Annotated in this window: 6 protein-coding genes; 3 read left to right on the forward strand and 3 right to left on the reverse strand. The window is 59.4% G+C overall.

Annotated features, from left to right (window positions below):
* Positions 1 to 674 precede the first annotated feature (674 nt).
* On the reverse strand, positions 675 to 1511 hold the full coding sequence (locus L0H65_RS13565) for a MoxR family ATPase (RefSeq protein ID WP_301459582.1): 837 nt from the start codon (positions 1509 to 1511) through the stop codon (positions 675 to 677).
* 171 nt (positions 1512 to 1682) lie between these two features.
* Between L0H65_RS13565 and dksA the strand changes: the two genes are divergently transcribed.
* Entirely contained in the window at positions 1683 to 2105 is a 423-nt protein-coding gene (gene dksA / locus L0H65_RS13570; protein ID WP_301459586.1) for an RNA polymerase-binding protein DksA, read from the forward strand.
* A 155-nt stretch (positions 2106 to 2260) separates the two neighbouring features.
* Positions 2261 to 3445, forward strand: coding sequence for an FAD-dependent monooxygenase (locus L0H65_RS13575; protein WP_301459583.1), 1185 nt, complete (start codon positions 2261 to 2263; stop codon positions 3443 to 3445).
* Positions 3446 to 3555: 110 nt separating this feature from the next.
* Here L0H65_RS13575 and xth read toward each other — a convergent pair whose 3' ends face one another.
* Positions 3556 to 4335, reverse strand: a complete 780-nt coding sequence (xth, locus tag L0H65_RS13580) for an exodeoxyribonuclease III (RefSeq protein ID WP_301459584.1) — start codon at positions 4333 to 4335, stop codon at positions 3556 to 3558.
* Between the two features lie 54 nt (positions 4336 to 4389).
* Positions 4390 to 4722, reverse strand: a complete 333-nt coding sequence (locus L0H65_RS13585; protein ID WP_301459585.1) for an iron-sulfur cluster assembly accessory protein — start codon at positions 4720 to 4722, stop codon at positions 4390 to 4392.
* A 151-nt stretch (positions 4723 to 4873) separates the two neighbouring features.
* Here L0H65_RS13585 and dgt point away from each other — a divergent pair.
* Positions 4874 to 5368, forward strand: a 495-nt coding sequence (dgt, locus tag L0H65_RS13590; RefSeq protein ID WP_301459587.1) for a dGTP triphosphohydrolase, incomplete at its 3' end; no start/stop codon positions are given.

Here is a 5368-nt window from a genome sequence, read left to right on the forward strand (position 1 = left end):
GCCATGTGTCCTCGCAGGGTTGGAGCGGGACAAGGCGTTGCGCCCGGAGTGGCGTGGCGGATCATCTGGGCGTGGTGCCTTCGTTTGCACCGTCAACCGACGATGGCGCGACAGATGGGTTCGGCACCGCGTCATCCGGTCAAAATGCGGGAAGCTGACTTGTGCTCTGCGCGGCGTCGCCCAGGGGCTTGCCTTCAAGATATCGTGTGCGGCCATCGGCTCTCTTCATCCTCATTCGCTCTGACGTTCACAGAACAGAGAGGGAGTGTCCGTTTCGCGGCCCGCGTGTGTCAATCATCGGGAATCTTTGCGGCAACCGCTGAGTCTATGCCTAGCGGCGCAAAACCGGCCAAACGCCAGATTTGCGCGGTTATGCTCTCATTTTATTTCAATACATTTCAGAAATTTGTGTATTCGTGATCTGATTGTGGCGCAATTGCGGCAGAATGGCGGCAAGCCTGCCCCAATTGTTGCCCGATTCTTACCAAGACAGAAGAGGTTACCCGGCACTCTTAATGCCAGGACTCAACTTCTGCGTGATGTTGGAAAAACACAAGATATGGGGCGGGGCGGCCTGCGGCGTTTTGCGCTTCATCGGAAACCGACAAATTGAAATTCGCGGTCAACCGCCCGGCGCAGCAGCGAATGTCGATTCAAATCACCTGAAAATCGCCCTAACGCTGCCCGCGCGCCATGAAGGCCAGCCTTTCGAACAAATGCACGTCCTGTTCGTTCTTCAACAGCGCGCCGTGCAGTTTCGGCAGTGAAACCTTGTCCCGCGCCAGATCCTCCGGCCCCAGATCCTCTGCCAGCAGCAGCTTCAACCAATCCAGCACTTCGGAGGTGGAGGGTTTCTTTTTCAACCCCGGCATGTCGCGCAATTCGTAAAACTGCGTCAGGGCGGTGGTCAGCAATGCGTGTTTGATATCGGGAAAGTGGACCGCAACGATTTGCCGCAATGTCTCCATGTCGGGAAAGCGGATGAAGTGAAAGAAGCAGCGGCGCAGGAACGCATCCGGCAGCTCTTTTTCGTTGTTGGAAGTGATGATGACGATCGGGCGATGCCGCGCCTTGATCACCTCACCGGTTTCATAGACGAAAAATTCCATCCGGTCCAATTCCTGCAACAGGTCGTTGGGGAATTCGATATCGGCCTTGTCAATCTCATCAATCAGCAGAACGACTCGTTCTTCCGCCTCAAATGCCTGCCACAGCTTGCCTTTGCGGATGTAGTTCTTGACATCATGCACGCGCACGTCACCCAACTGGCTGTCGCGCAACCGGCTGACGGCATCGTATTCGTACAAGCCCTGTTGTGCCTTGGTGGTCGATTTCACATGCCATTCCATCAACGGCATATCCAACGCCCGTGCCACCTGCCGCGCCAGTTCGGTCTTGCCGGTCCCCGGCTCCCCCTTGACCAGCAAAGGGCGCTGCAAAACCACGGCGGCGTTGACCGCGACAGTCAGATCTTCGGTTGCTATGTAGCTGTCGGTAGAAGCAAATTTCATCTTGTGGTTGCGACCTTGTTGCATGTTCCGCGCAGAACATATCCGCGACATCAAATTGTCGCAACCGCTAGTGACAATGGGTTTCCGTTCCGTTAAGTGACGCGCCTATAGGAGTGCGCAATGTCGAAAGCCCCTCTGTCGGCAACGTCCGACCAACAGGAGATTGATGAGATGAAGGCCGAGTCCTTTCTTCCCGACGATTACCGGCCGGCCGAGAATGAGCCGTTCATGAATGATCGCCAGCTTGAATATTTCCGGCGCAAGCTCATGACCTGGAAGCAAGAGTTGCTGGACCAATCTGCTGAAACCATCGAAGGGTTGCAAGGATCGGCGCGCGCAGTGCCCGATATCGCCGACCGCGCCTCTGAGGAAACCGACCGCGCGCTGGAACTGCGCACCCGTGACCGTCAGCGCAAGCTGGTGTCGAAGATTGACGCTGCACTTCGCCGGATCGAGCATAACGAATTCGGCTATTGCGAGGTCAGCGGTGAGCCGATCTCGCTCAAGCGGCTCGATGCGCGTCCGATTGCGGTGATGACGCTGGAAGCGCAGGAAAAGCATGAACGCCGCGAAAGGGTGCATCGCGAGGATTGATCGCCGCGCCATTCGGTGATGATATAGCAAAGCCGGGCCGCGTGACGGGCCCGGCTTTTGTGCTTTTTGTGCCGGTATCGGTTGCGGTGGGAATATTCGTTTTGTCGGGGAGCCGGGGGTCGGGCCTTGGACAAAACACCTCAGAAGGCCATGGAATGACTTTGGAACATCGTGATATCACCGTTCTGGGCGCAGGGGTCGCCGGGCTTGCGGTTGGCATGGCCCTTGCGCAGCGCGGTGCGAAAGTGACGTTGCTGGAACAGGCCGATGCGATCCGCGAAGTGGGCGCGGGGTTGCAGATCAGCCCGAACGGTGCCGCCGTGCTGTACGCTTTGGGTCTGGGTGCGGCGTTGGAGGCGGCGTCGATGCGGGCGCAGGCGGTGCGACTGGTTGATGGCTATTCTGGTGACGGCGTTTTGCGGCTGGATCTGGCGCGGTTGCGGCCGGGGCAGGGCTTCCATCTGGTGCATCGCGCCGATCTGATCGAGATGCTGCGCAAAGGCGCAGAGGCGGCTGGCGTCGAGATGCAACTTTTGCAGCGCATCGAACAGGTGGATCTGACCGGCCCGCGCCCCCGGATTGTCAGCGCACAAGGCGCAGAATGGCAGGCGGAATTCGTGATCGGGGCCGATGGGCTTCATTCGAAGGTGCGCGCGGCTTTGAACGGTGCGGTGGCGCCGTTTTTCACCCATCAGGTCGCGTGGCGCGCGCTGATCCCGGCGGAACCGGGTGCCGTGCCCGAGGCGGAGGTGCATATGGGTGCGGGCTGCCATCTGGTCAGCTATCCGCTGCGCGGAGGCACCTTGCGCAACATCGTCGCGGTGGAGGAACGCCGCCAATGGGCCGAGGAAAGCTGGACCCTGCGTGACGATCCGTTGGAATTGCGGCTGGCCTTTGAGGGTTTCAACGACCGGGCGCGTGGTTGGCTTGAACAAGTGCAGGATGTTTGGCTCTGGGGGTTGTTCCGCCACCCGGTTGCGAAACACTGGTATGGCAATGGGGCCGCGATCCTTGGGGACGCCGCGCATCCGACGCTGCCGTTTCTGGCGCAAGGCGCGAATATGGCGCTGGAAGATGCCTGGGTTCTGGCGGAGGCGCTGGACAGCAGCGATGCAGATGATACCGCCCTCTCCGCCTATCAGGCCGCCCGCCAGAATCGTTGCGCCAAAATCGTGCAGGCGGCGAATGGAAATGCCAGCGCCTATCACTTGCGCGGCCCGCTGCGCAGCCTCGCCCATATGGGTCTGCGGCTTGGGGGCGCGGTCGCCCCCGGTTTGGCGCTGAAGCGGTTTGACTGGATCTATGACCATGACGTGACCGTAGCGCAGGACGCGCGTTAATCCTGTCGCCCCGCGCAGGTCTGTCTGGGCCAATGCCAGACCGTTTCTGGTGATTTCCCAGAAAGGTCATCTTTCGTTAACCTTTACCCGGTTAACACCCCGCCCGGTGCTCAGGCCGCCAGATCAACCCAGACCGGCACATGGTCGGACGGCTTTTCCTCGCCCCGCACGTCCTTGTCAATCTGGACCGTTTGCAGCAGGTCGGCGGCTTGCGGCGACAGCAGCAGATGGTCGATGCGGATGCCGTTGTTCCTGTTCCACGCGCCCGCCTGATAATCCCAGAACGAATAATGGCCGGGGCCGGGGTTTTGCACCCGGAACGCATCGGTCAGCCCAAGATTGACGATGCGCCGATACGCGGCGCGGGTTTGTGGCAGGTAAAGCGCATCTTCAACCCATGCGGCGGGATTGGCGGCGTCTTCGGGTTGCGGAATGACGTTGTAATCGCCGCAGATCACCAAGGGTTCCTCGGTCAGCAACAACGCCTCCACCCGCGTTTTCATCCGGGCCATCCAAGCGAGTTTGTAGTCGTATTTCGGCCCCGGTGCCGGGTTGCCATTGGGCAGGTAAAGCCCGCAAAGCCGCACCGCACGATCGCCCATCACCGTCGCCTCAATCCATCGGGCCTGTTCGTCACTGTCATCCCCCGGCAGTCCGCGTGTGATATCCTCCAGCGGCAGACGCGACAGGATCGCGACACCGTTGAAACCCTTTTGTCCATGAGTTTCAACGTGGTAACCCATATCCTCAAACAGCGCCCTCGGGAAATTCTCATCCACGGACTTGATTTCCTGCAAGGCGACCGCATCGGGCTTGGCTGCTTCCAGCCAACGCGGTAACGCCTCGATCCGGGCTTTGATTCCGTTGATGTTGAATGTCGCGAGTTTCATCCGGTGGCCCCTTTGGTTTGGGGCAGCCTAGGACAAGTGCAAAGGAAAGGAAACTTACATCGAGAACGAAGTGCCACAGCCGCAGGAACTGCTGGCATTCGGGTTCTCGATCACAAACCGCGCGCCGATCAATTCTTCGCTGAAATCAATCACGGCGTTGGCCAGAAACGGCAAGGACACCGCGTCGATCAGCACTTTCATCCCGTCTTTTTCCAGCACTGTGTCGTCGCTTGCAGGCTCATCCAGCCGGATATCGTATTGAAAGCCGGAGCAGCCTCCCCCTTCGACCGCGACCCGCAGGGCTTTCACCTCTCCCGTATCTTCGGCAATCTCGGCCAGACGGGCGAAGGCGCGGTCGGTAACGCGGGGGGGCAGGGTGAGCGACATGATATGGGCCTATGGGCTACGTTTCCCCCTGAATATAGGCGTCATGCCAGCTTGCGGCAAGGCAGATGCGGAAAGGGTGCCTTTTGTTACAGAATCGCTTATAGATGAAGATGATAGCCACTGTTCCTGCTGTATCCGAAGGTCGATGATGATGCTTGCCCCCTATGCCTGCCAACCGGAAGAAACGCGCGGACGGCTTCATGCAGAGCGCATGTCCTCGTTCCGGTCATCCTTCCAGCGTGACCGCGACCGGATCATCCATTCATCTGCCTTCAGGCGGTTGAAGCATAAAACCCAGGTGTTTGTTGAACATGAGGGCGATTATTACCGAACCCGCCTGACCCATTCGATCGAGGTGGCACAGGTGGCGCGCACGATTTCCGGCGTGTTGGGCCTGAATACCGATCTCGCCGAAGCGGTGGCGCTGGCGCATGATCTTGGTCACACGCCGTTTGGTCATACGGGAGAGGATGCGCTGGCCGAACTGATGGCCCCGTATGGCGGCTTTGACCACAACGCCCAAGCCTTGCGCATCGTGACACAGCTTGAACGCCATTACGCCGATTTTGACGGGTTGAACCTGACGTGGGAATCACTTGAAGGCATCGCCAAGCACAATGGCCCCGTGGTCGCGGCGGAGGGGGAG

This window comes from Pseudorhodobacter sp. (assembly GCF_030452865.1).
Lineage (GTDB): Bacteria > Pseudomonadota > Alphaproteobacteria > Rhodobacterales > Rhodobacteraceae > Pseudorhodobacter.